The following is a 24,966-nucleotide window of genomic DNA, read 5'->3' as shown; positions in this document are numbered from 1 at the left end:
GGGATTGTATTGCGGCGCACTAACGGATAATTTTGATGCAATACATTAACAAAAACGATGGGTGGTGATTTCAATATGGATATTGATGCTTTGCGAGGCTTTCTCGCGTTTGTAGAAACCAGTAGTTTCACTCGTGCAGCGAAACAGATAAATCGCACCCAATCGGCATTCAGTGCTCAGATGCGTAAGTTGGAAGAAGAACTCAACGTCACTCTTTTCCAGAAAGAGGGACGTAATTTAATACTGACTGAAGCTGGCTTAGCGCTGCGATCTCATGCCGAACAGTTGGTCGCCCTTCACAATACCGCACTTAAGCAAGTAAAGCGTTACGAAGACAAACAACCTCTGCGACTCGGCTGCCCTGAAGACTACAATGACACCATTCTGCCGAAAGTGATTCGCCTGTTGCAGAAAGCAGAACCCACCTGTTCAATCCAAATATTCAGCCTGCCCAGCATTACGCTGAGAGAGTGGTTGGATGACGGCAGGCTTGATGCGGCGATTGTCACCCGAGCGCCCGATAGTGAAGAGGGTTACTGGCTCACTCATGATATCGGAGTATGGATAAGCAGCCCTGATTATGTGTTCGATGAGTCTAAACCAGTGCCATTAGCCTTGTTTCAGACCGATTGTAAGTACCACGCCGCGGCAGTGAATGGCTTAACCAAGCAGGGCACGCCTTATCAGTTATTGGCGTGTAGCAATACCGCTTCAGCGCAGCGTGCAATCGTGAAAGCAGGATTAGCGATTGGTGCGATGGGTAAGCTAAGCGTGACTTCAGATTTGAAAATTCTTGATGATATGCCGCCGTTGCCTTCGGTCGATATTGTGCTGATCCTAGCGAGTAAGCATCACCCGGTATTGGATAAAGAAGTGCTCAATCAACTTGTGGAGCTGGGTTCTGAGTAGCTTAGGTTCATCTTCCTATTGGAGGATTCCCAAGCTTTTCAATTTTCGATAAATGGTGTTGCGGCTGATACCGAGTATTCTCGAAGTCTTACTTATGTTGCCTTGGTTGGCTTGATAAGTTTGCAACAAGGTTTCTTCAACGGTGCTTCTTAAATCGTTACTCGCTGTACCTTTTATGGCATTAGAAGTCATTAGCTGGTGCTGATTATCGTGTGCTAATGACGTGAGATGTTGAGCAAGATGGCTCGGTACATGTTCTAAGGTGAGCTGTGGTTCATCACTCGCCAGTAGAGCGGCGACCTTAAGTAAATTGTCTAACTCGCGAATATTGCCTGGCCAAGAATAGGCGCACAGTAAGCTCATTAAGTGCGGGCAGATTGTCTGTTCGTCTTCTGCGTATTTACCGTGAATGTGCTCGATTAAGGCGTGTTTGTCTTGTCGGTGTTGCAGGCTTGGCAAGGTAAAGGCCAAGCCATTCAGGCGGTAAAAGAGATCTTGTCGAAATTCCCCCGTAGCGACCAACTGTTCTAAGTTTTTATGCGTCGCGGCGATGATCTGACAATCGACTTGATAGCTTTGATTAGAACCAACTGGCACCACGGATTTGTCTTGCAGAACATGCAGCAAGCGACACTGAGCCTCTAACGGCATGTCGGCGATTTCATCCAAAAATAGAATGCCCTTGTCTGCTTGACGGATCTTACCTTGAAAACCCTTGTGGCTTGCGCCAGTAAACGCGCCCGGCGCGTAGCCAAACAGCTCAGATTCGATAAGATCTTTCGGCAGCGCACCGCAGTTCACCGCAACTAACGGTGACGATTTACGTTGGCTTTGCTTGTGTAACGCTTTAACAAACTCGCCTTTACCAACCCCTGTTTCGCCTAGGATTAATAGGCTGATCCCTCTGTCGATAACCTTATTGGCCTGTTGCCAAGCGTGTTCTATCTGTTGTTCACCATGGTGCAAATCGCACGATGCTGAAATGGAGCGCGTGCGTTTGGTGGTTGGTTGTTTGAGATGCTGTTTCTCAAAGACAAAGGGCGTGTCTAATGAGGTTCGGTTGAACAGGGTATCTATGCATTCGCCGACGATCGAGGTTTGATCCAACAATTGAGAGGCGACTTGATTGTGCGCGACTACCTCGCCTGCTTCATTGGCTATCACTATCCCTTGCCAACCACTGTGTAGTAAAGATTTCTCACATGCGAGGTCAATACGAGTGGTGCCTTGTGGGATATGACTTAATAGCTGATTTTCAACAAGCTGAACCATATTTTGAACCAGCAATTGGACAGAACTGTCGTGTTGTTGCTGCTCACTGGTAATGTCCAATACGCCAACCATCTGCCCTTGATGATCAAACACAGGGCTTGCTGAACAACTGATAAATCGATGCTGGTGGATGAAGTGTTGTTCGCCAATGATGGATACGGGTTTCGCTTCCACAATGGCGGTGCCAATCGCGTTGGTGCCTTTAAGTTGTTCCTGCCAACACGCTCCAGAGCTGAGTGCAATTGACGTCAGTTTCTCCTTAAACCGCTCCTGTCCCCAACTCGCCAGAATCACCCCTTCAATGTCCGTCAAAATCAAACGACTGTCAGTGCGCGCAAACATCTGATTAAACAGAGGGAGAGCATTACGTTCGACGATGTTGATTAAGTCAGAAGATTGATGTCGTCGCTGTTTAAGAATCGATTGTGGCAGGCGAATATCTTCGGGAAGTCGTCTTTGTTTTAGACCCGCTTCTGTGCTGCGGTGCCAAGAGGATGAAAGCCAATCTGAGGTGTTTGCTTGTTGAAGGTGCATGACTGTTCCATGTCGTAACAGTGAGGGTGTACCAATTTGGAACAGTTGAACACTGGTGTGGTTTCCAGACGTCCGTTCAATGCCAACTCACTTTGGGTTGTAAACGTTTGGTAATCATAGTTTTACAATTTATTAACAACAAGTTTTGAAGTTCTGGCGTGTGATTTGCGTTGTTACTGTTGTGAAGAAAACACGAAGTATCAGTGTTTTAAACAGAAAGTATAAACATGGGCGTCTTGTCATGAGTTCTTTTCTCAAGAGGAGCCGCCACAAAAATAAGACAGCTCTCGCTCAATAACAAATCTAAGAAGGATCTAACTATGATTTACGCACAGCCGGGTAGTGATAACGCAGTGGTGAACTTTAAAGCGCAATACGATAACTTTATCGGTGGCGAGTGGGTGAAGCCTGTCAGCGGCGAATATTTTGATAACACTTCCCCAGTGAATGGTCAGGTGTATTGCCAAGTGGCACGCTCAACCGAGGCGGATATCAGCTTGGCACTCGATGCCGCGCATGCAGCTCGTGCAAGTTGGGCTGCGACTAGTGTGACCGAACGTTCGAACATCCTGCTTAAAATTGCCGACCGCATTGAAGCGAACCTTGAAGAAATCGCGGTCGCTGAAACATGGGAAAACGGCAAGCCTGTGCGTGAAACTCTAGCGGCAGACATCCCGTTAGTTGTTGACCACTTCCGTTACTTTGCAGGCTGTATTCGGGCGCAAGAAGGCAGCGCAGCCGAGCTAGATTCAAACACCGCGAGCTACCACTTCCCAGAACCCATCGGTGTGGTGGGGCAGATCATTCCTTGGAACTTCCCGATTTTAATGGCGGCTTGGAAATTGGCGCCAGCACTGGCTGCGGGTTGCTGTGTTGTGATGAAGCCAGCGGAGCAAACACCGACATCGATCTTAGTGATGATGGAGAAGATCGCTGATCTTCTACCTGCAGGCGTAGTCAACATCGTCAATGGTTTTGGTAACGAAGCGGGTCAAGCGTTAGCAACCAGCGATCGTTTAGCGAAATTGGCCTTTACCGGTTCGACAGAAGTCGGTCACCACATCTTGAAATGTGCGGCTGAAAGCTTGATTCCATCAACGGTTGAGCTTGGCGGTAAGTCTCCAAATATCTATTTCCCAGACATCTTTAACCATGAAGACGAATACCTTGATAAGTGTGTCGAAGGCATGTTGCTGGCGTTCTTCAACCAAGGTGAAGTGTGTACCTGTCCATCACGTGTGCTGATCCATGAATCGGTGTACGACAAGTTCATCGCCAAGGTGGTCGAGCGTGCTCAAACTATTAAACAAGGTAACCCGCTAGATACTGATACTCAGGTTGGCGCACAAGCTTCAAAAGAGCAGTTCGATAAGATTCTGAGCTACCTTGAAATCGGTCGTCAAGAGGGTGCGAAAGTGCTGACAGGTGGCGAAGTTGCGCAGCAATCTGATGATCTCGGTAATGGTTATTACATCCAGCCAACAATGTTGGAAGGGCACAACAAGATGCGAGTATTCCAAGAGGAGATCTTCGGTCCTGTTATCGCGGTGACGACGTTTAAAGATGAAGCAGAAGCACTCGAGATAGCCAATGATACCGAATATGGCTTGGGTGCAGGCGTGTGGACGCGTGATGCAAACCTCGCGTATCGAATGGGTCGCAACATTGAAGCCGGCCGTATTTGGGTGAACTGCTACCACGCTTACCCAGCTCATGCCGCGTTTGGTGGTTACAAGAAGTCGGGTATCGGCCGTGAGACACATAAGATGATGCTCGATCACTACCAAAATACTAAGAACCTGTTGATCAGCTACGATACTAACCCACTAGGATTTTTCTAAAATAGATAGGTTCTAGAACAGTCTATTAGGAAGTCACTAGCAACGAGATGGCTTAAACAATACAAGTAAAATGAAAAGCAAAACGCCAAGTTCTTATGAGCTTGGCGTTTTTATGTTTGAATCGCTTTAGTTTTTCGAAAAGAAGATCTCTGGCTTATGGTTCGGGCCATAGTTGCCTTCTAGTTGGGTAAGTTCTAATCCTTGTTTGCCTATCAAAGAGCCGACTAACTGGCGGTTGAACGGGTAGCTGTCGGGGTTGTTAATATACTCTTCAACATCAATCCATTTAGCTTCTGCAATTTCATCTGTGTCTTGAATCGCAATTTCTTGAGTTTGAGCGATAAGGTGACAAATAAAGTAGAGGTTTGATTTACCGAATTGATACGGGTGTCTTGTCGCCATGCCAACCACAGAAACGAACGTTGCCTCGATACCGGTTTCTTCCAAGGTTTCACGAACCACCGATTCTTCAATGCCTTCACCCAACTCAATATGACCGCCCGGTAATTTGTAACCCGTCATGCCGTGCTCTTTGATCATCAGAACTTGATTGTGTTCGTTAGTGATTAACGCACCAGCACCCAAGGTGTGGGTCGGAATGAAAGGCACAAACTCTACAATCTCGGATTTGTGGATCAGCGTAATCTCGTCTTCTAAGCAGTTGTGAAACACAAAGCCAAGCTCAGTCGCCACCGGAATAAGGTGCGAGAGTGAAATAGGTAAGCTAATCCAAATAATGCCTTTGCTATTCTGCTTTGAAAATTCGGTGATCTCGCTGAGTTCGGCATTGAATGAGTCAACATCGTGAGGGGCTGTTGCTGGGTCAATGATGATGCCGTTAAATTTGTCGAGCGTAAATTCCACGGGTGATCCTTTATTATTTTGATTTATTGGGCGTCGAGCATGGTCTGAGCTTATCGTATCTAAAGAGCTTATAACACCTTGAGAGCAAGGGCAGCAGTGAATCAAAAGTAGGCAATGCAGTTTATGTCGAACGGGTCGGGATAAGTGGAGGGTGTTGCTAGAAACAAAAACTGCGCTTGGAAGCCAAAGCGCAGTTTTAAAATGAGGTTTATTGCAGTTCGATTTTAACGAATATAGTTCGCGTTAATACTCACGTACCAGTGTTGAAGCTTGCCATCAGATTTCTTGATCCACAAATCGTTGGTGTAGCTATCAATCTTGCCGTTAACCGTAAGGTTGAATGTGTTCTCGTCGAATTCGCCAAGCTTCACGAACTGGTCCGTGGTAATCAGGAATGGGTCCATGTCGTCTACACCAACCACATCTGAAATCACATAGTAGTGGTAAGTCAGCGGCTTGCTCGCATCATTCGGGTTGCTGCGATACGCAACAAGCTTGAATGGTTCCGTTAATGGAACGTCGAGCGTTTGCTTGTCCATGGTCGCTGGAATTGGAATAAACAGCCAAGCGGTAAACAGACCGCTCAATAAAACCATCAGGAAGAAAAGAGTCTTAATTGCTTTCATAGCAACCTTCAAAATATGGGGGATGTTAATGGGGCTATGGTAACTAGGGAGAGTAAAGATGCAAGCTCTGTTATTACCCTATCTTATCTCAGCTTAATCTAGCGCAAAGAAAGCGGTTCGGTTAACTCGAAATGTAAACACGAGTGCTTAACTCTTGATTATGGCTTAAGAGAATTCGTTATTTGAACCAATCTTGGTTTTTAACCAGTCTCTCGAAACAAGGCGAAGAACTGTCGCGAAATGACCTATATAGATAAAATTCAGTACGATAAGAATAGCGCATGAATATTTTTTGAGCGTTTTCTTATGCATTTAAATCCACGGTTAAGTGGCGAATACCATTCTTATGTCGATCACTCATTTCGTATCGATTGTTCACTTGGCTCCAATCCATTTGGCGCACCAGAAATTCCTGAACATGTGATCAAAGATATTATCTACGGTATTGATAAGTACTATTGCCACAGGGAGCTTTCGGAGCTGACTTATCTGACTCGCCAGTTTATTGGGATTGAAGATTGTCGTATTACGTACACCACGGGCTCTCTTGGGGCGCTAGAACTTATCTTCAATAAACTTATCGATCACAACAATCGCACCATGATAGGCATTGGCCCTCAGTTTGTTGAAGCAGTATCAGAGTTCACTTTGGTGGGCGGGAAGTACCAGTCCATCAACATGTTTGATTATCAAAACGAGTCGGATCTGTTCGGTGTGTTGGCATCAAAAATAAGCAGTCAAAATCCTGCCTTGGTGTATATCGATAATCCCAACAACCCAACGGGTCGAATCTACGACAGAGCTTATCTGGTCGAGATAGCGAGAGTATGTGAGCGTTCTGGCGCTATTTTGATTGTCGACGAGGCATATGGTGAATACCTGACCCCTGAGCAGTCTATGCTCGATCAGACCTTAGTCTTGGACAACTTAATAGTTTTACGAACCTTTTCTAAAGGTTTAGGGCTCGCTGGGATTCGACTCGGTTACTTAGCCAGCAGTGAAAACCTGACTTCTGCAATCGAAGCTGCGGTGAGTGTGTTTACGCCGACTTACCCCTCAATAAAAATCGCATCGGCGACCTTACCCAATGCAAAACACTTCTTAGAAATGAACCGCAGCAAAACTGAATACTTTAAGCAGCAAATGATCGGCTTGTTGTCTGAGAACAATATTGAGGTGGTTGGCACGTCAATATCGACGCCCATTATGTTGTTGAAAAAGAGAGGAACTCACCTTTCAAAGCTATTTGAGAGTATCGGTATTAAGACATGTTCGGGTGTCGATTTTGCTATTACGTGCGACGCGATGACTGAAGAGTATGTTCGATTACGAATTGTTGGCAATGATATAGATTTAGAAGCGTTAAAGCAGCGTATTAAGCAGTTATAAAAGCAACCGTTATAAAATCAGTAGGCATAAAAAAGCCCGCACCTTGCGTTTACAAAGTGCGGGCTAAATTCATCTGGCTACTTGTTTAAGTAAGCAGCGTGGAACTCAATGTGTTCATCAATAAAGCTAGAGATGAAGTAGTAGCTGTGGTCGTAACCAGGCTGCATACGTAGATCTAAATCGGCATTGGTTACCTTAGCGGCTTCGACTAATTGCTCAGGTTTAAGCTGTTCAATCAGGAAGTTATCGGCTTCACCTTGGTCGACCAACATTGGCAGTTTAGTGCCTTTGGTTTTTAGAAGCTCAGAGGCATCGTAGTGTTTCCACTCTTCAATATCCAAGCCTAGGTATTGGTTGAAGGCTTTTTGTCCCCAAGGGCATTGCATTGGGTTGGTGATTGGGCTGAATGCAGAGATAGAACGGTAGCTATCTTCGTTTTTAATGCCAATCGTTAGGGCACCATGTCCGCCCATGCTGTGACCAGAAATCGATTTTACGGATGTAACAGGGAAGAACGACTCAATTAATGCAGGGAGCTCTGTTACCACGTAATCGTACATGTGGTAATGGCTGTCCCATGGCGCTTGAGTGGCATTCACATAGAAGCCTGCACCTTGGCCGAGATCGTAATTTTCATCGTCGGCAACACCTTCGCCACGTGGGCTAGTGTCTGGTGCAACAATCGCGATGCCTTGCTCAGCCGCGGCTTTGAAAGCGCCGGCTTTTTGCATGAAGTTTTCATCGGTACAGGTTAAGCCTGACAACCAATACAAAACAGGAACTGGGTTTTCTTTGCTCGCGTTAGGTGGCAAGAAAATCGCAAAACGCATGTTGCAGTCAAGCGTTGCAGAAAAGTGGGTGTATTGTTTGTGCCAACCACCAGCAACCTTTGCTTGGCTAATGTTTTCGATTGTCATCTATTGTGCTCCGTTAGGTTGATGGTTTGGGAGTAAATTTGTCTATATTACATAAAGTTTCACCACCCACCGGGCAGGAGGTGGTGAAGACAGTTTGTTGCTATTCATTTGTAGCTGTGGCCTCGATGCTCGAAAGAATCGAGGCCAAGATGTGTTACTTATCCATGTGTAGAACAGTACGGATAGATTCACCTTTATGCATTAGGTCGAATGCTTCGTTTACGTCTTGCAGACCCATTGTATGAGTGATGAACTCTTGAAGACCAAACTCACCCGCCATGTAACGGTTTACGATTTCTGGAAGCTCAGAGCGGCCTTTAACACCACCGAAAGCAGAACCACGCCATACACGACCTGTTACTAGTTGGAATGGACGAGTTGAGATCTCTTGACCTGCGCCTGCAACACCGATGATTACAGATTCGCCCCAACCTTTGTGACAACATTCAAGCGCTTGACGCATCACGTTTACGTTACCAATACATTCGAAAGAGTACTCAACACCACCGTCTGTCATCTCAACGATAACGTCTTGGATTGGCTTGTCGTAGTTCATTGGGTTGATGCAGTCAGTCGCGCCAAGTTGTTTCGCTAGCTCGAATTTGCTCTCGTTGATGTCAACACCGATGATGCGGTTAGCACCAGCCATGCGAGCACCAATGATTGCAGAAAGACCGATACCGCCAAGGCCGAATACAGCAACGTTGTCGCCTTTTTCAACTTTAGCTGTGTTAAGTACCGCGCCCATACCTGTTGTTACACCACAACCTAGAAGACAAACTTCTTCAAGTGGTGCTTCTTTGCTTACTTTCGCTAGAGAGATTTCTGGAAGTACAGTGTACTCAGAGAAAGTAGAGCAACCCATGTAATGGAAAATTGTTTCGCCATTGATAGAGAAGCGGCTTGTACCGTCTGGCATTAGGCCTTTACCTTGCGTTTCACGAACGGCTTGGCATAGGTTAGTTTTACCAGATTTACAGAACTTACATTCGCCACATTCAGCTGTGTAAAGTGGGATAACGTGGTCGCCAATCTCAACACTTGTAACGCCTTCGCCGATCATCTCAACGATACCGCCACCTTCGTGACCAAGAATTGAAGGGAAGATACCTTCTGGATCGTCACCTGATAATGTGAATGCGTCAGTGTGACAAACACCAGTAGCAACGATGCGAACTAGAACCTCACCAGCTTTAGGAAGTTGTACATCAACTTCTTCCATTTTTAGTGGCTCGCCAGCTGCCCATGCAACCATTGCTTTTGATTTGATATGCGTTTGACCAGGTTTAATTTCGATTGTCATTGGATGTTTCCTATATATGTCAGTACAGCGGATAACTGTGCAATTAAATTCAACCCGTTAAGTGTAGTTGAGCTTAATTGTTTCCGCTCTCTCGTTTTGTTGGAGCTAGTATAGGTGTGAGTGCATGTTTTGATAATCCCCTTAAATAGAAAATTATTATTACGTATTTGTAATAATAGAGCATTTAGGTTCCTCGTGTTAACCGAAAGTCACACTTAAGAATTTTTAAGGTACGTCATAATAATTGCTTACTGAAAATCACATGAATTGGAAATAAAACTACAATATTCTGAGCGCCGTATTTAATGTTGTGGACTCATACATGCTTTTATCTCTTCCGCCTCCAGTGATGCTGTCACTTGCCATCGTGCTTGAAGTTGTCGCGACTTCTTTATTGCCTAAAACGCAGCAATTTACTTCCCTTCCTGCTACCGCCGCAGTACTCGTCGGTTATGGCTTTGCTTTTTATCTGTTGTCTCTCACGGTTCAAACTATGTCTCTGGGTGTCGCCTATGCGATTTGGTGTGGGGCAGGGATTGTGTTAGTCGCGGCGTTATCTTGGTTGGTCTACGGGCAAAAGCTAGACATCTACGCGATCATTGGCATCGCTTTGATTCTGTCTGGTGTGGTGATCATTAACCTGTTTTCAACGTCGGTGAGTCACTAAGAGTCTATTTCCTACTTCTGAAGGAACAAACTAATTGGAATCTAGAGTAGTTAGCCTTCAACTTAAGGTATTGAATATAATATAGTAATTCCAATAAATGCATTTTGTGCATGTATTTTATGAAAACAGCTCACTTTACTCATAGATTGGTCGGTTTAGTATAGCCAGCAGAAACCAATGATTATAAATAATCATAGATATTATCTGTTTATCAATAACTTAGGGGGTCATTATGACTATTCCGACAACCGATATGATGGAAGCTTGGGCGGGATTTCAAGCTGGCGAGTGGCAAACATCCGTTAATGCACGTGATTTTATTCAGCGAAACTACACCCCTTATGAAGGTGATGAATCTTTTCTTGCGGACGTGTCGGACTCGACGACACAGCTATGGGAATCGGTGCTAGAGGGTATTAAAGAAGAAAGCCGCACTCATGCCCCTGTCGATTTTGATACTGATATCGTTTCCACTATCACCTCACACGATGCAGGTTACATTGCAAAAAACCTCGAAAAAATCGTGGGTCTACAAACCGATAAACCACTGAAACGCGGCATCATCGCTAATGGTGGTATTCGAATGGTGAAAACGTCGTGCGAAGTGTACGGTCGTGAATTAGAGCCACAAATCGAAAAGATCTTCACTGAGTACCGCAAAACGCATAACCAAGTAGCGTTCGATCTTTATACTGACGAAATTAAAGCATGTCGCCGTTCTGGTATTATTACTGGTCTGCCAGATGCTTATGGTCGTGGACGCATTATTGGCGACTACCGTCGTCTTGCTTTGTACGGTATCGACTTCCTAAAATCAGACAAAAATGAGCAGTTCAAATCAACTCAGAAGATGCTTGAAACGGGTGGTGATTTAGATAAGACATTGCGTCTACGTGAAGAGCTTACTGATCAAATTCGTGCCCTTGATGAAATGCGAGAAATGGGTTTGAAGTACGGCATTGATATGTCTTCTCCTGCTCGTACTGCGCAAGAGGCAATCCAGTTTACCTATTTTGGCTACTTAGCTGCGGTTAAGTCTCAAAATGGTGCTGCGATGTCGCTAGGCCGCACATCAACCTTCCTAGATGTTTACATCGAACGTGACCTTAAACTTGGTCTGATTGATGAAAAACAAGCGCAAGAGTTGATTGACCATTTCATCATGAAGCTTCGTATGGTTCGTTTCCTTCGCACTCCTGAATACGATTCATTGTTCTCTGGCGACCCAATTTGGGCAACAGAAGCAATGGCTGGTATGGGCGTTGATGGTCGTACTCTTGTTAGCAAAACGACTTTCCGCTACTTGCACACATTGCACACGATGGGCCCAGCACCAGAGCCGAACATGACGGTTCTATGGTCTGAACAACTGCCTATCGCGTTTAAACAATACGCGGCTAAAGTGTCTATCGAAACCTCATCACTTCAGTATGAGAACGATGATCTAATGCGTGCGGATTTTGATAACGATGATTACGCGATTGCGTGTTGTGTAAGCCCGCAGGTGGTTGGCCAACATATGCAGTTCTTTGGTGCTCGTGCAAACCTTGCTAAAGCGTTGCTTTACACCATTAACGGTGGTGTTGATGAAAAATCTAACATGCAGGTTGGCCCCCAAGTTGCTCGTATCGAAGATGAAGTTCTCGATTTTGACCGCTTAATGCCTCGCTTTGATGACATGATGGATTGGCTTGCAACGCAATACGTCACTGCGCTGAACGTGATCCATTACTCGCATGACCGTTACAGCTATGAAGCATCGTTAATGGCATTAATGGACCGCGATGTTCATCGCACAATGGCTTGTGGTATTGCAGGGCTGTCGGTTGTTGCTGACTCGTTAGCGGCTATCAAATACGCGAAGGTAACACCAGTACGTAACGAAGATGGCATCGCTGTCGACTTTGAGATTGAAGGTGAATATCCAAAATTCGGCAACAACGATTCACGTGTTGATGATATTGCTTGTGATTTGGTTGAACGTTTTATGAAAAAAATTCAGAAAATGAACACCTACCGTGAAGCGGTTCCAACTCAATCTATCCTTACGATTACTTCAAACGTTGTATATGGTAAAAAAACCGGTAACACACCAGATGGTCGCCGCGCAGGTATGCCATTTGGCCCGGGCGCAAACCCAATGCACGGTCGTGATGAGAAAGGGGCGGTTGCTTCACTTTCTTCAGTTGCCAAACTGCCGTTTGAATTCGCTAAAGATGGTATTTCTTACACCTTCTCAATCGTACCAAATGCACTAGGTAAAGATGACCTAAGCCAAAAAGTGAACCTAGCAGCACTAATGGATGGTTACTTCCACCATGAGGAAAATGGAGGATCGATTCGTGTTGAGGGTGGGCAGCATCTCAACGTTAACGTGCTTAACCGTGACATGTTGTTGGATGCCGTCGAACATCCAGAAAAATACCCACAGTTAACCATCCGAGTGTCGGGTTACGCTGTGCGATTCAACTCGTTAACACGTGAGCAGCAACAAGATGTAATTAGCCGTACGTTTACTGCTAAGATTTAACCGTAAACTTCAAGATATACGGTTCTAAAAAAGCGCGAGAATGACATCCGTTTCTCGCGCTTTTTTGTGCGTGGAGTATGGCGCTAATGATGTCGTTGGGCGTCGCGTTGTCTTGGCTAGTATATGGGCAAAACCGATATTTACGCGGTGATTGGAATTACTTTGATGCTTTTTTTGGGGGGATTCGCTTGTTTTTTATGTCAGAGATCACTAGGAGCTCTAACTTATCTTTGCCCCTTTCCTTGTTGTTTAAGCCTGTGAATGGCTAACTTCACCCAAGCGTTATTTGACTTACTTTCTCTCATGTCAGTGAAGTGATAATCAAGATGCAAGAGACTACTAATCTTTGGTTGGGTTAGAAAGCGGAGAGCAGGTCAGATCCTGTCTATGAGTAAAGTATACAGCGCAGAGAGAACTAAAATCACGATGCTATGATTTGATATGAAAAGCATTGGATTACCAATCGACTTTCTTCATGAGTTGCTCATATTCAAATTTCCTTAGTGGATTGGTATGTTCAAGAGTTTCCATACCGTAGCAGTTCAAATGAAAAAATGTGTTTAGTCGATAAGTTAAACGGAAGGTGCTTAGTTGATACTGATGATTCAAGCGAAAGCATTTTGGGTAAAATCGAGTTTGCTATTAGTGATCCACATTACCTCAACCAAGAGAGTGAATAGAGGTAATGTGTCAGACTTTATCGAAATCGATGAATCTCTATTGTCTTCCAGCAACAGATCCTGTAGTGAGCTAACTGCCAGATAAACGATGAGTAGAAGTTTCGGGCTACTAGTGCTTGATGATCACCTTGCCAAAGTGTTGCCCTGACTCAAGATAGTCATAGGCTTTTTTCGCCTCAGAGAAGTCAAATTCCTTGTCAATAATAGGCTTTATCTTGTGCTGAGAGAGTGCCTGATTAAATCTTGAGTACATAGCTTTGCTGCCTACATGGATGCCGAACATGGAGATCATCTTCACCGTAATCGGTACCGTGTTGACTTTTTCATCAAATCCCGTCAACACGCCAATCAAGCTGATCACGCCTCTAACTTTTACTGCGTTCATCGATTGATCTAGTGTTCCGGCTCCGCCCACCTCAAGCACCATGTCGACGCCTTACCACTGGTGATCTCTAAGGCTTTTTGCCCCCAATCTGGTGTTTCTCGATAGTTGATTGTGTGTGTAGCCCCCATAGATTTGGCCACTTCCAATTTCTCATTGGAACTTGAAGTGACAATTGAGTGGATACCAAAGGCATTGGCCAGTTGAAGGGCGAAGATAGACACGCCGCCCGTTCCTTCGATGAGGACGGTTTGACCCGCTTGTAAGGCACGTGGGTGCTCAAACATAGCGTGCCAAGCGGTCAGTCCAGCACAAGGTAGCGTGGCAGCCTCCTCGTAAGAGAGGTAGTCAGGAAACTTAATAAACCCCTTCGCATTGCCGACCACTTCGGTTGCTAGCATGCCATCGATATCACCCCCACCTCGTGCAGGCTCATTCGCTCCTAAGTGCTCGTCGCCGTCTAGCCATTCAGGGAAAAATAAACCAGTTACTCGGTCACCAACTTTTAATTCTTGTACCTTACTGCCGATCTCAATGACCTCTCCAGTGCCATCGGACAATGCTGTTACCTCCATCGCATTTACTTTCTTGTAGATAATATCACGGTAGTTTAATGACGTGGACATAACCTTAACGCGCACATCATACTCAGCAAGCTTTACAACCCCTTGCTCGGTAAGCTGTATTGTATTTTTCTCGGGTTGAATCAGATATTTCTTCATGGGATAGGTGCTCAGCTAGTAGGTGATATTCGATATCTTCCAATTTACAAGGTTCGTAGCATGACAACTATGCGCAAATTTTGAATTCAGTTATAACAAATAGTTAATAATGACTACGGTGTATGGGAGCTTTGTTGCTCGATTTCTCATCTATTCCTATAAGTATTGAGAGAGTTGATTTTATCAGCAGAGGATCATGGCGAATCCTTTGTACGTATTTGACTTTTTTTACTAGCTCAATAATTACTGAGCATATTTTTCAATAGCCTTCTTCGAGAAAGCCCAAAAAGCATAGAATAAGCCTCTATGCTTTTTAGCTAAGTGTTTATTAATCAATGAATACACGTCTAACTAGGTCAGTGTCAGCATACTCTTTTATTGTTGTAATCTTTCCTTTTGATAAAACGAATAGATAATGATAAAGGTTATTGTATTCTCTCTCATTATTTACAATGCCAAGAGATTCAACTTCAACGGCTATTCGATCACCATCGATAGTCCATGCCTTTGGCATCATTTTAAATGAACCAGAAAATAACTCGTAAGCACCTTTGGTGAAATCAGCAATACCGCTTTTATCCATCTCACCAGATAAAGGTAATCCACCTTGCTGGCCCATCATCTTCCAAATCACGTCGTCATTAAGCAGTGATAATAAACTGTCAACATCTGCCGCGACAAAATGTGTAAAAAAGTCAACAACAAGCTGTTTATTAGCATTAATACTCATTAGTTAATATCCTGAACGTTCATCACTAGGCCTTCCCAGTTACGCTGGTTTTCCATATCATGCTCTAGACCTTGATCATCGGCAATCTGGAAACGCTTAACTGCTGCAGTCTTGCTTGTTGCTTGGTATAGCCAGTATGCTTCTGCTTTTAGCGCCTCATCGATTGGCTTATCAATTGATTCGTAAACCATTTGCTTACACACATTAATCGATTCTGCAGGGAACTTTGAAATACGCTGCGCAAGTGCATCAACATATGGACCAATCTCATCCGGCTCTAACGCCTTGTTGATAGTGCCGTAAGCTTCTGCTTCGTCCGCATCAAAATCACGAGCACTTAGAACAATCTCTAGCGCACGGCCAAGACCAACTTGACGAGCCATACGTGATGCACCACCACCACATGGCAAGATACCCATGCCCACTTCCATCTGCATAAACTTAAATTTACCACGAGCAGCGAAACGCATATCTAATGCCAGTGCAAGTTCGTGGCCGCCCCCACGAGCGAAACCTTCAAGTTTAGCGATTGTTGCCTGCGGAACTTTACTGATTCGTTCACATACCGCTTGTAAGTCTAGAAGTTGTGCTTCTTCACGCGAAACCGCTTCTGTAGACATGTCTTTTAGCAATTCTGTATCATAGTGACAAACCCAAATTTCAGGGTTTGCTGATTGGAAGACAACGACTTTAGTATTACGGTCACGCTCTAATCTCATTGCCAAACTATTTAAGTCTGCGAGCATTTCTTGTCCTTGAACATTTACCGTGCCAAAATCAAAGGTAACTGTAAGGATTCCGTCTTTCTGCTCTGTTGTAAATGTCTGAAAACCTGCATATTTCATAATATACTCTCCATAGAATATCTTGATAATGAATTGTAAAGGGTGCGTTAACGCTATAACTATATGTCGCACCCCGATTACAAACAATTAACAAAAAAACAAAACTGAATTAGCAGTAATTGAATGGTTAATCTCCTATTTTGAACTATCAAAGGGGAAGCTCTTGTAAAAACTCACTCCATAGTCCCATCTCTTTGTGTTTGATTTTTGAGATAAACTTACCAAGCATAAGTCTCGATCACGTTTTTCTTCGCCATCGGGTTATGATTGATGTGTTTGTTAATATTTTCTAGAAATGGCTTACGCGATTCTGGCCAGATTCCTCGCATAGTCGCAATGTTGTTGCCATGATCTCCCCAGTAAAAGCACGGGAAATCATCCATATTTTCAAGAAGATATTTTTCTTCTTCGAGTATTTGTAGCGGAGTTGGCAAAACGAACTCACCGCTGGCAACCTCGCGCTCTAATTGACTACCAGGTTGAATCGCCAATGCCATTGGTGCAATCGCGTCAGGGCGCATGATATTAAGCAAACTGGTCGTATTCTCTGCGTGTTCTTTTGAGCGCTCACGACCACCTAAACCAAAGATGAATGAAGCAAGCACCTGAATATCTGCCTCACGTGCCATCTCCATACCTTGGATAGCATGTTCACGAGTCATCCCCTTTTTGATGCGCTCTAAGACAATAGGATCACCAGACTCTAGGCCAGAATATGCCGTGGTTAAACCAGCAGCGCGAATCTCTTTTAACTCTGAAATACTTTTTCGACGGAAATCATTAAAGCCTGAATATAAGGCCAAGTGCTTCAGCTCTGGGAATGTCACTTTGATTCGATCAAGAATGGCGAGCAGCTTCTCTGTGCGCATCGCCATGACGTTGCCGTCGATCAAAAAGATAGACTCGACCTTTGGGTAGGTTGAGCTTACCTCGGCGATGTCTTTAAAGATGTCTTCTATTTCAAGTACTTTGAATCGCTTATCATCGAACATGGTGCAAAAAGTACATTGGTTATTACTGCACCCTAATGTGGTCTGGATTAGTACGCTCTCAGCTTCCATCCAAGGGCGATAGATTTTACCTTCGTAATGCATATTAAGCTCCTCAGCCTTGCGAAATATCAACACCGACAGCTTAAACACAAAAGATTTTGTTTATAATACGCCGTAAAAAGAAATCAGATTTTACGTTTTGTTAATAATTCAAAGACAAAAAAAGAGCCTGGTAATTCCAAGCTCTTGTTGAGATTACGGGAGAAAGTCAGGTTAATTCGCCAGTTTTTCTGCTAGCAACGACTCAATGACTCCAACCAATTTGTCGTTCTTCGCTTTATTCATCGCATCTGCATGTGGGGCGGTAAATCGACCTGAATCATTATCAAAGTATTTACCTGTGGCGCCAGAAAACTCATCAGACAAAGCGGCGCGGTAAAGAATGTCGGCACCAATACCAAGGTCATTGCCCTCAACGCCATACGCTTCTTTTACTAATTTGCTACCAAGAAATGAGGCTGGGTTAACGGCAACAACCAACGGTCCCTTTCCTTTGAGTTTTTCAGCAAGATTCACCGACCACATAGTAATCGCTAATTTTGTTTGAGCGTATACAGAGCCATCATCCGCTTTCGCATCTGAGCTGATTAACGCAGCTAGACTAACGGGTGCTTGTGCCCTCGAAGACAAGTTAACAATACGACCAGAGGAATCAAACATCCCTAGTAGGCGCTGAGTCAAAAGATAAGGCGCAATGGTATTAACCACAAATCGAACATCTAGATTGTCTTTAGTTGTCACGCTTGGCACGTTATAAACGCCCGCATTATTGATCAAAACATCCAAGCGCTTGTGGTTTTTGCTAACAGCGGTAGCAAAGGCTTCGACATCCGCAAGGCTCGATAAGTCAGCAACATAGCCCTCAACAACAGCGTCAGAAGATAGCTCTGTGAGCGATGCGATTACTTTCTCAAGCTTTTGCGGGTTTCGGCCATGTACCAATACATGGTGTCCATCTAACACTAACTTTTTCGCAGTTTCGTAACCAATACCGTCGGTAGAGCCCGTCACTAAGATCGTCTTTTTCATTGGTTGTTCTCCTTTTGTTCTGTCTTCATTGGCTATTCATCAATGCTGAGCAATGTAGCCTATTTTTTATTAATAAAGTCTTAATACTTATTTAACGTCAGGCCGCCTTATCAAATCAGAGCCCCCACCTATAATAGGCGAAAAACAAAACGCATTAGAGGTTACAACCCATGAAAGCTACAGCAATCCGCGCATTTGGTGGCACAGACGTGTTCGAAACAATGGAACTTCCTAAGCCAGAAGTAAAACCGGGGCACGTTGTCGTTAAAGTTGCCGCAACAAGCATCAACACCATCGACATGATGATCCGTGATATGGGGGAAGCTCTGCCATTCCACCCACAACTACCGGGCGTCCTAGGTATGGACTTCGCAGGTACCGTTGAGGCTGTGGGTGAGGGTGTTACTGAATATGCAGTAGGCGATGAAGTGTACGGCTGTGCAGGCGGTCTTGGTGATCTTCAAGGTGCATTGGCAGAGTACATGCTGGCAGATGCCAATTTGATCGCGCAAAAACCCGCTAATATCTCTATGCGTGAAGCCGCAGCGTTACCGCTTGTCGGGATCACGGCATACGAAGGTCTAGTGCGCGCAGGTATTGCTGCGGGTCAAAAGGTGTTAGTTCATGGTGGTGCAGGCGGTGTAGGCCACATTGCTTTGCAGCTTGCTCGTCATTTTGGTGCAGACGTCTACGCAACGGGCGCCGCCGGTGAACAAACTGATCTAATCGACAAACTGGGCGCAACAGCGATCGATTTTCAGTCGGAATCAGTGGCTGACTATGTAGAGAAATACACCTCTGGGTCGGGGTTTGACCTGATTTTCGACTCTGTGGGTGGGGCAAACCTTAACAACTCAATTGAAGCGGCAAAGCTCAATGGGCACATCGCAACAACGTTGGCGATGCACCAACAAGATCTCACAATGGTACACATGAAAGGCTTATCACTTCACGTTGTTTTCATGCTACTTCCAATGATTTACAACGTTGACCGCGAGCAGCATGGAAAGATCCTAAAAGCAATGGCAAAAATTGTTGAAGCAGGTGAACTACAATCAGTACTTGATGCGCGCGAATTTAGCCTTGAACAAGCAGGTCAAGCACATGATCGTTTAGCAAGTGGTCAAGCAATGGGTAAAGTGGTTGTAAACATCTAATCACCACATTCACCCTTGGTAGGCCCGCATATTATTGTGGGCCTTTTTGTTGCCGCGGTCGATGAACTACGCCCTATATCAGACTTCCTTGAGGTTGCTATGTCTCTGCTATCCACCACATTAAAGATCATCATTGAACGAACGCTGCCACTGACGGTGGGTTTGTTTGCCATTATGCTTGTACAATTGGTGGATTCGGTGTTTATCGGTATGCTCGGGCTTGATGAGTTGGCTGTTCATGGCATTACTCTCCCATTTCAGGCTGCTATTATTGGTGTACAAGTCGGGATTGGTGTCGCTGCAACCTCTATTATCTCGCAAGCTTGCGGTGCAAATAATCGCGTACAGTCAACATCAACGGCGACCATCAGTGTGCTGGTTGGTACAGTATTTATTTCCTTGATTTGTTGTGTGCTGTGGTTACTTGAAAGCTCAATTCTAAAGGCGTTCATTGCCCCTGATATTACTGCACAACACTTAAACACGTTGGCTGAAATTTTCTCTTTTTACTGGCCATTTTGGCTATTGAGTGCCGTTTCAGTAGCCGCTCTATATTTGATGACCTGCGTTTACCGTGCCAATGACGATACCAAAACCACGGGTCGCATGTTTTTACTGGCAAGCATCATCAACTTGGTTCTTGATCCCATCCTTATTTTTGGACTGGACATGGGGATTATTGGCGCTGCGATTGCATCAACTATTGGCTACGCCTCATGTGCCCACTATATGTTGGTTAGAGCGAAAAAGAATGGTTGGTTAAACTCGGTGTCTGCCTGCTTTAAGACCCTGCAGTTTATGGTGGCGCTAGCGCGCATGAGCAGCGCAACTATCCTCAACCAGTTGCTTCCATCGGTGAGTGCTTTTATCTGTATGCTATTGATTTCTCGCATTAGTACTGATTCCATTGCGTTTTGGAGCCTACTCGCTCGCCTAGAGAGCTTTTTGCTCGTCTTTACACTTGGGTTAACCATGTCTGTACCGCCAATGATTGGTCGTTACCTCGGTGAGAAAAAACACCGTGAGATTGGACTGGCTCTTACCTCAGTAAGTCGCTTCCTTATCCTGTTTCATCTTGTATTGGCTTTGGCTCTTGCCCTCAACGCTTGGTGGATCATCCCACTGCTAAGCAATGAAGTCCTCATCCAGAGCTGGTTTTCACTTGCGGTGTGGGTTGTCCCATTTAGTTATGCTCCCCTTGGTTTATGCATGCTCGTAGTCTCTGTATTTAACGCATTAGGAGAGGCTAAATTGGCACTTAAGGTCTCTTTGGCAAGGCTGTTTATCTTTTATGTGCCAGCAATATGGCTTGGTGCATCGACTGGAGATATCATCAATGTGGTTTACTCAGCGTTCATTGCTAATACATTGGCAGGCGCTTATGCTTGGTACCAGCTAAATCGCTCCATGAGCCCATCTACACCACTAGTACAAGTTATTGAAATATAAGGATTATTTTTAATGAACATTGAGCACCTAAGGCTGTTTGTACGTATTGCCTCTACACACAATATTGGCCAAGCAGGTAAGGAGTTAGGTCTATCGGCACCAGTCGCCAGTATGCACATCAATAGGCTTGAAGAGAGTATTGGTGCTAGGCTTATTCATCGCACCACGCGTAAGGTATCTCTCACCGAAGAGGGGGAAACGCTTCTCCCCTATGCTGAAGAGATCATTAGCAGTGTTGATGTAGCTCTAGCAACTGTTGGTACTGGGAAAGACTGTCCGAAAGGAACATTAAGAATCACCGCGCCTGCCTCATTTGGTCGTATACACCTAATGCCAGCTTTGAAAGGTTTTTTAGAACAGTACCCAGATCTATCAGTCGATATTCGATTAACGGACTCTATGGTGGACTTGGTAGAGGGTGGCTTCGATGTGGCAATCCGTAATGCGAACTTAAAAGACTCAACCTTAATTGCAAAGAAACTTGCTACAGACAAACGTATTATGGTGGCATCGCCAGACTATATCGCCACACATGGTAAACCCAATCACCCTTCAGAGCTTAAGAATCACCTATGTATTAACCAAGCAGGTCTTGAGTCTTGGGTCTTCGATACACTTGAGGGCGTGCAACACGTCAAGGTGATAGGAAAGATCAAGGTTGATCATGGTGAAGCAGTACGTGATGCCGCTATGGATGGTATGGGCATCGCCATGTGTGCAACCTGGATTGCCTACCAACAGTTGCGAGATGGTCGCCTTGTCGAAGTACTTGAAGATTATACCTTGATTGATAACTCAGAGGTTTGGGCAGTTTATCCAAGCTCAAGATTGCTAGCACCTAAGGTTCGTGCCTTTCTTGACTATTTTTCTGAGTACTATGGCACCCCACCTTATTGGGATTCAGTAAGATAACTTAGCCTGAACCACTGCAATTAGGAGAACACAATGCTACTTGATACACCGATTTGTAATTTTGGCTGGAAAGCCCCTGAATTCACCTTGAAGGATTCTGATGGCAACGCTTATACCATGAGTGAGCACCTTGGTGATAAAGGGTTGCTGGTCATGTTTATTTGTAATCACTGTCCTTATGTTAAACGCATTGCAGAGCGCTTGGCAAAAGACACCGAAGCTCTAATGGATGAGGGCATCAACGTGCTTGCCGTCATGTCAAATGACTATCATCACTATGCTTCTGACTCCCCTGAGAATATGAAGCAGTTCGCCCAGCTGCACGGTTTTAAATTCCCTTATCTAGTTGATGAAACCCAAGAGGTTGGCCGTCAGTATGACGCGGTCTGCACGCCTGATTTCTTTGGCTTTAACCACAAGGGGGAGCAGCAATATCGTGGTCGTTTAGACGATGCTAAAATGAGCGACCCAACGAATCGAATACCAGAACTACTTAACGCAATGCGCCAAATTGCAAGCACTGGAGAAGGGCCAACCGAACAACAGCCAAGTATGGGTTGCTCTATTAAGTGGCGTTAAATACTCAGCTTATGGGGATGTATGGATCTATTTGATATCTCAACCGACAACAAGCCGCTAGCGGAGCGAATGCGCCCCCAGAAGCTTGAGGAGATCATTGGTCAGGAGCATGTTCTCGCCAAAGGAAAGCTACTCCATCGAGCAGTACAAGCCGACAAACTTGGCTCAACAATTCTATGGGGTCCACCAGGCACAGGCAAAACAACTATCGCTCAGGTTATCGCCAATCATACCCACGCGCACTTTGAAGAACTCAACGCAACCTATTCGGGAAAAGCTGAGATCGCAGAAGTTGTTCGCAGCGCGAAAGATCGACTGACAATGCAGGGTAAGAAAACCATCCTGTTTATTGATGAAATCCATCGCTTCAACAAGGCACAGCAAGACACCTTGCTACCGCATGTCGAACAAGGGATCATCGTGCTTATTGGGGCGACGACCGAGAACCCATATTATGACATCAATGATGCGTTAATATCTCGCTCACGGGTGTTTAGATTAAATGCTATCAATGACATTCATATTCAGCAGTTGCTAAAGCGAGCAATTAATCAAGATCAGGTATTGCAAGATGAGGTCATTGTCATCGAAGAAAACGCTCTTGCGCACATTGCTCACGCAGCAAATGGGGATGCTAGAAATGCACTCAATGCGCTTGAACTGGCTTGTTTAACTACCGAAAAAACCGATGGCACGATTCATATCACCCTTGAGGTAGCGGAAGAGTGCATCCAGCAAAAAGCTCTAAAATACGATAAAGATGGGGATAGTCATTACGATACCATTAGTGCGTATATCTTAAGTGTTAGGGGCAGTGATGTGGATGCGGCGCTTTTCTATATGATGCAAATGTTAGAAGCAGGAGAAGATCCGAAATACATCGCTCGCCGTTTGATCGTATGTGCTAGTGAAGAGGTCGGTATGGCTGATCCACAGGCGCTCGTAATTGCCTCACACGCCGCACAAGTGGTTGAATTCGTTGGCATGCCTGAATGTATTTACGCTTTAGCTGAGGCAACGATTTATGTCACCAGCGTCCCGAAAAGTGATTCAGTTTTTCAAGCGGTGCAACGAGTGAAAAAGGACATTCACAGCCACAACGTGAAAGAGATACCTTTGCACATTCGTGACTTTCTCAACAGCCATACAGAGCAAACTGGTAATGGTAAGGGGTACAAAAATGCCCACCACTACCATAATCATTTTGTTCAACAGCAATACCTACCCGATGAGTTGGTTGAGCGTAAATACTATCAGCCTAATCAATTAGGTAAAGAGAAGCACTTTGCTGAATGGCTCAAGTACATAAAGGAAAATAATCTCTAACTCGGCTTATGCACTGATTAAGTGTAAGCGCCCATTTCAGCCCACATATTCATAAATAACATCACATGATATTGGTATAGCTCCCTTCGACTACGGAGCTATATCATGACTCGTTACTTCCCTGGAACTTCTCATATTAAAGCGCGCCACGTGGGATCGTGGTGCGCTTACAATATATAACTCATACATTTATACTGCTTTTACCCGAGAGCTATATTGATAATGAGTCAACAAGTAAAGCTTGGTCAATTGCTGAAGACTTAAGTTTTAGTGAAAGTAACAAATACACACCCCATTTTTCATATGATATTTATGATATTAAAGAGTGTAGAATTGAACGTTGATATTGAGGCTCTAGCAGGCATTGGGGCAGGATGTATGGTACGCTCCGTTATTGCAAATAATAAAGCAAGATAACTGGAGTTGGTTTGCGCTAATGTATTCAGAGTCTATTGAGACCTTCATTAGTCCCAGCTCTACGATGAGATCCGCGCCAGATTGTCCTCAAAAACGTGAAAGCATATTAATTGCTGTTCTGCCCCTCAGGTCTTCAATCTGGTGGTCTAACCGTTTTGTCATCTATTTTTATCATCTGCAAACTCGGTAGTAACTCGATTTAAACTCTTAACTCAAACGCTTTCTGGCTTGTCATTACTGACCAAGCTATACGTGCTAATTTATTAGCTAATGCGACAACCGCAACATTGAACGGCTTTCTCATTTTTAACTCTATTAACCAATGACCAAAATACCGCTCTGATGTCTCATGCCTTGACACAATGACTCGTGCTGCATCAACAAACAATTCTCGCAGTACTTTATTACCCCATTTAGAAATGCCAACCATCTTTGTCTTTCCTCCTGTGGAGTATTGAAACGGAACCAGACCAATCCAAGCAGCAAAATTTCGGCCATTCTTAAAATCTGATGCGTTCCCTACATTTGATAGGCAACAAGCAGCTGTCATTGGCCCTACACCAGGTATTGACTGTAGTAACTGCATTAATGGGTTTTCATTAAGTAACAACTGCAATTTCTTATCTTGTTTTTTTATTAATTCGTTCAGATGTTTGTAGTATTCATGTAACTCCTGCAGCTCGACCATCAATGTTAAAGGGATCGGTTCACCTTTACGATTTGAACGAGCGGGACTGGACCGTCCAGTAAGCGACTTTAAGATACCTAAAGTTATCCGTATTTTCCTAATTTAAGTGATTACTCTAAGAAGGTTATGTCCAACTCCGTGCTGAC

At 44.6% G+C, this 24,966-nt stretch carries 19 protein-coding genes and 3 pseudogenes; 10 read left to right on the top strand and 12 right to left on the bottom strand.

The window, feature by feature from the left end; translation table 11 throughout:
* Window positions 1–57: 57 nt before the first annotated feature.
* Window positions 58–909 carry a LysR family transcriptional regulator gene (locus tag AB4384_RS20520; protein WP_102398054.1) on the top strand — a complete coding sequence of 284 codons (852 nt, stop codon included), beginning with the start codon at window positions 58–60 and terminating at the stop codon, window positions 907–909.
* A gap of 15 nt (window positions 910–924) precedes the next feature.
* Here AB4384_RS20520 and AB4384_RS20515 read toward each other — a convergent pair whose 3' ends face one another.
* A complete protein-coding gene (locus AB4384_RS20515) occupies window positions 925–2,715 on the bottom strand; it encodes a sigma-54-dependent Fis family transcriptional regulator (protein ID WP_372112656.1) in 1,791 nt (596 codons plus the stop codon).
* Between the two features lie 320 nt (window positions 2,716–3,035).
* Between AB4384_RS20515 and AB4384_RS20510 the strand changes: the two genes are divergently transcribed.
* Window positions 3,036–4,556, top strand: a complete 1,521-nt coding sequence (locus AB4384_RS20510; protein ID WP_372130041.1) for an aldehyde dehydrogenase family protein — start codon at window positions 3,036–3,038, stop codon at window positions 4,554–4,556.
* A gap of 126 nt (window positions 4,557–4,682) precedes the next feature.
* Here AB4384_RS20510 and AB4384_RS20505 read toward each other — a convergent pair whose 3' ends face one another.
* Window positions 4,683–5,420: an NUDIX domain-containing protein gene (locus AB4384_RS20505; RefSeq protein ID WP_104216025.1), complete on the bottom strand. Its 738-nt coding sequence runs from the start codon at window positions 5,418–5,420 to the stop codon at window positions 4,683–4,685.
* Window positions 5,421–5,644: 224 nt separating this feature from the next.
* Window positions 5,645–6,046 (bottom strand): hypothetical protein, encoded by a 402-nt coding sequence (locus AB4384_RS20500; RefSeq protein ID WP_017061631.1) that lies wholly within the window; start codon window positions 6,044–6,046, stop codon window positions 5,645–5,647.
* Window positions 6,047–6,352: 306 nt separating this feature from the next.
* Here AB4384_RS20500 and AB4384_RS20495 point away from each other — a divergent pair, with 306 nt between their 5' ends.
* Complete coding sequence (locus AB4384_RS20495; protein ID WP_017061632.1) at window positions 6,353–7,435, top strand: pyridoxal phosphate-dependent aminotransferase; 1,083 nt, start codon at window positions 6,353–6,355, stop codon at window positions 7,433–7,435.
* A gap of 77 nt (window positions 7,436–7,512) precedes the next feature.
* Here AB4384_RS20495 and fghA read toward each other — a convergent pair whose 3' ends face one another.
* The gene (fghA, locus tag AB4384_RS20490; protein ID WP_017061633.1) at window positions 7,513–8,352 is read right to left on the bottom strand and encodes an S-formylglutathione hydrolase; all 840 of its coding nucleotides are present in this window, start codon (window positions 8,350–8,352) and stop codon (window positions 7,513–7,515) included.
* A gap of 154 nt (window positions 8,353–8,506) precedes the next feature.
* Window positions 8,507–9,655, bottom strand: a complete 1,149-nt coding sequence (locus AB4384_RS20485; protein ID WP_017061634.1) for an S-(hydroxymethyl)glutathione dehydrogenase/class III alcohol dehydrogenase — start codon at window positions 9,653–9,655, stop codon at window positions 8,507–8,509.
* A 322-nt stretch (window positions 9,656–9,977) separates the two neighbouring features.
* Here AB4384_RS20485 and AB4384_RS20480 point away from each other — a divergent pair, with 322 nt between their 5' ends.
* Both AB4384_RS20480 and pflB read left to right on the top strand, forming a co-directional pair.
* Window positions 9,978–10,322, top strand: coding sequence for a multidrug efflux SMR transporter (locus AB4384_RS20480; RefSeq protein WP_017069768.1), 345 nt, complete (start codon window positions 9,978–9,980; stop codon window positions 10,320–10,322).
* Between the two features lie 232 nt (window positions 10,323–10,554).
* Complete coding sequence (pflB, locus tag AB4384_RS20475; RefSeq protein ID WP_372130040.1) at window positions 10,555–12,852, top strand: formate C-acetyltransferase; 2,298 nt, start codon at window positions 10,555–10,557, stop codon at window positions 12,850–12,852.
* Window positions 12,853–13,641: 789 nt separating this feature from the next.
* Here pflB and AB4384_RS20470 read toward each other — a convergent pair.
* From AB4384_RS20470 to AB4384_RS20445, 6 genes and pseudogenes are all read right to left on the bottom strand, one after another.
* A pseudogene (locus AB4384_RS20470) lies at window positions 13,642–14,201 on the bottom strand (zinc-dependent alcohol dehydrogenase family protein).
* 72 nt (window positions 14,202–14,273) lie between these two features.
* Window positions 14,274–14,636 (bottom strand): annotated as a pseudogene (locus AB4384_RS20465) (alcohol dehydrogenase catalytic domain-containing protein); the annotation flags it as partial.
* A gap of 328 nt (window positions 14,637–14,964) precedes the next feature.
* Window positions 14,965–15,366, bottom strand: coding sequence for a nuclear transport factor 2 family protein (locus AB4384_RS20460; RefSeq protein ID WP_372128219.1), 402 nt, complete (start codon window positions 15,364–15,366; stop codon window positions 14,965–14,967).
* On the bottom strand, window positions 15,366–16,211 hold the full coding sequence (locus AB4384_RS20455; RefSeq protein WP_372128218.1) for an enoyl-CoA hydratase/isomerase family protein: 846 nt from the start codon (window positions 16,209–16,211) through the stop codon (window positions 15,366–15,368). Before AB4384_RS20455 ends, AB4384_RS20460 begins: the two co-directional genes overlap by 1 nt.
* Window positions 16,212–16,429: 218 nt before the next feature.
* Window positions 16,430–17,305 carry a radical SAM protein gene (locus tag AB4384_RS20450; protein ID WP_372130039.1) on the bottom strand — a complete coding sequence of 292 codons (876 nt, stop codon included), beginning with the start codon at window positions 17,303–17,305 and terminating at the stop codon, window positions 16,430–16,432.
* A gap of 171 nt (window positions 17,306–17,476) precedes the next feature.
* Entirely contained in the window at window positions 17,477–18,292 is an 816-nt protein-coding gene (locus AB4384_RS20445) for an SDR family NAD(P)-dependent oxidoreductase (protein WP_372128216.1), read from the bottom strand.
* Window positions 18,293–18,462: 170 nt separating this feature from the next.
* Between AB4384_RS20445 and AB4384_RS20440 the strand changes: the two genes are divergently transcribed.
* Genes AB4384_RS20440 through AB4384_RS20420 form a run of 5 tightly spaced genes read left to right on the top strand, consistent with a single transcriptional unit; the run spans window position 18,463 to window position 23,715 of the window.
* The gene (locus tag AB4384_RS20440) at window positions 18,463–19,449 is read left to right on the top strand and encodes a zinc-dependent alcohol dehydrogenase family protein (protein ID WP_372128215.1); all 987 of its coding nucleotides are present in this window, start codon (window positions 18,463–18,465) and stop codon (window positions 19,447–19,449) included.
* A 36-nt stretch (window positions 19,450–19,485) separates the two neighbouring features.
* Window positions 19,486–20,898, top strand: coding sequence for an MATE family efflux transporter (locus AB4384_RS20435; RefSeq protein WP_372130038.1), 1,413 nt, complete (start codon window positions 19,486–19,488; stop codon window positions 20,896–20,898).
* Window positions 20,899–20,910: 12 nt separating this feature from the next.
* The gene (locus AB4384_RS20430; RefSeq protein WP_372128213.1) at window positions 20,911–21,810 is read left to right on the top strand and encodes a LysR family transcriptional regulator; all 900 of its coding nucleotides are present in this window, start codon (window positions 20,911–20,913) and stop codon (window positions 21,808–21,810) included.
* A gap of 33 nt (window positions 21,811–21,843) precedes the next feature.
* On the top strand, window positions 21,844–22,389 hold the full coding sequence (locus tag AB4384_RS20425) for a thioredoxin family protein (protein ID WP_372130037.1): 546 nt from the start codon (window positions 21,844–21,846) through the stop codon (window positions 22,387–22,389).
* Window positions 22,390–22,410: 21 nt separating this feature from the next.
* Window positions 22,411–23,715, top strand: coding sequence for a replication-associated recombination protein A (locus tag AB4384_RS20420; protein WP_372128211.1), 1,305 nt, complete (start codon window positions 22,411–22,413; stop codon window positions 23,713–23,715).
* A gap of 616 nt (window positions 23,716–24,331) precedes the next feature.
* Here AB4384_RS20420 and AB4384_RS20415 read toward each other — a convergent pair.
* Window positions 24,332–24,856: pseudogene (locus AB4384_RS20415) on the bottom strand (IS110 family transposase); the annotation flags it as partial.
* Window positions 24,857–24,966: the final 110 nt, after the last annotated feature.

The sequence above is a fragment of the Vibrio sp. 10N.261.51.A4 genome, assembly GCF_041471945.1.
In the GTDB taxonomy this organism is placed as follows: domain Bacteria; phylum Pseudomonadota; class Gammaproteobacteria; order Enterobacterales; family Vibrionaceae; genus Vibrio; species Vibrio crassostreae_C.
The sequence above is the reverse complement of the archived record's forward strand: the minus strand, read 5'-3'. Positions and strand labels throughout refer to the sequence as shown.